The organism is Arthrobacter sp. HMWF013 (assembly GCF_003061105.1).
GTDB lineage: Bacteria > Actinomycetota > Actinomycetes > Actinomycetales > Micrococcaceae > Arthrobacter.
The window spans coordinates 3709-4801 of sequence record NZ_QAIQ01000692.1; the positions used below are offsets into that span (position 1 = coordinate 3709).

Consider the following 1093-nt stretch of genomic DNA (forward strand, 5'->3'; position numbering starts at 1 on the left):
GCGCACAAGGGCCCCGTGGCCAAGCTCCGCCGCAACATCACCCGCTGACGGCGTGAAAGTACTGATTGTCGGCGCCGGGCCAGCCGGGTCCACCGCCGCGTATTACCTGGCCAAGGCCGGCATCGATGTGACCGTCCTGGAGAAGACCAGCTTCCCGCGCGAGAAGGTCTGCGGCGACGGCCTCACCCCGCGGGCGGTCCGCGAAATCCAGAAGCTCGGCCTGCCGCATCCTGAGTCCGATGGCTGGCGCAGGAACAAGGGCCTCCGGCTCCTGGCCGGCGGCCGGACCATTGAACTGCCCTGGCCCGAGGTCTCGGATTTCCCGCAGTACGGCCTGATCCGCACGCGCCTCGGCTTTGACGAGGAACTGGCCCGGCACGCGCAGGCCGCCGGTGCGGTGGTTCTTGAGCGGCACAGCGTCACCGAAGCCCTGCGGTCCGAGGCCGGCCGCGTGACCGGAGTCCGCGCAGCGCTCCTGGACGAGTCCGGGCGCAAGACGGGGGAGACGCGGGAGTTCAGCGCCGACGTCGTACTCGCCGCCGACGGCAACTCCACCCGCACCGCCGTGTCGCTTGGCATCCAGAAGCGCGACGACCGCCCGCTCGGCGTGGCCGTGCGCACCTACTTCACCTCGCCGCGCCACGATGACGACTGGATGGAAGGCTGGCTGGAACTGCCCGGCCGCGACGGCAAGCTGCTCCCCGGCTACGGCTGGGTCTTCGGCGTCGGCGACGGCACCTCCAACGTTGGCCTGGGCATCCTGAACTCCTCCAAGGAATTCGGCAAGCTCGATTACAAGCAGGTCCTGCGCGAATGGACCGCGGCGATGCCCGCCGAATGGGGCTTCACGCCCGAGAACCAGGTGGGCGAGATCCGGGGCGCCGCGCTGCCCATGGGCTTCAACCGCACGCCGCACTACGCACCCGGCATTCTGCTCCTGGGCGACGCCGGCGGCATGGTGTCCCCGTTCAACGGCGAGGGCATCTCCTACGCGATGGAGTCCGCGCGGTTCGCGGCAGAGTTCATCATTGACGCGCCTTCCTCGTCAACGCACGACGCCGACGCCCACCTTTCAGGCTACGCGGACTATGTG

At 69.4% G+C, this 1093-nt stretch carries 1 protein-coding gene; it reads left to right on the forward strand.

The window, feature by feature from the left end; genetic code table 11:
- Positions 1-52 precede the first annotated feature (52 nt).
- On the forward strand, positions 53-1093 hold a 1041-nt coding region (locus DBR22_RS22500), incomplete at its 3' end, for a geranylgeranyl reductase family protein (protein WP_258229407.1).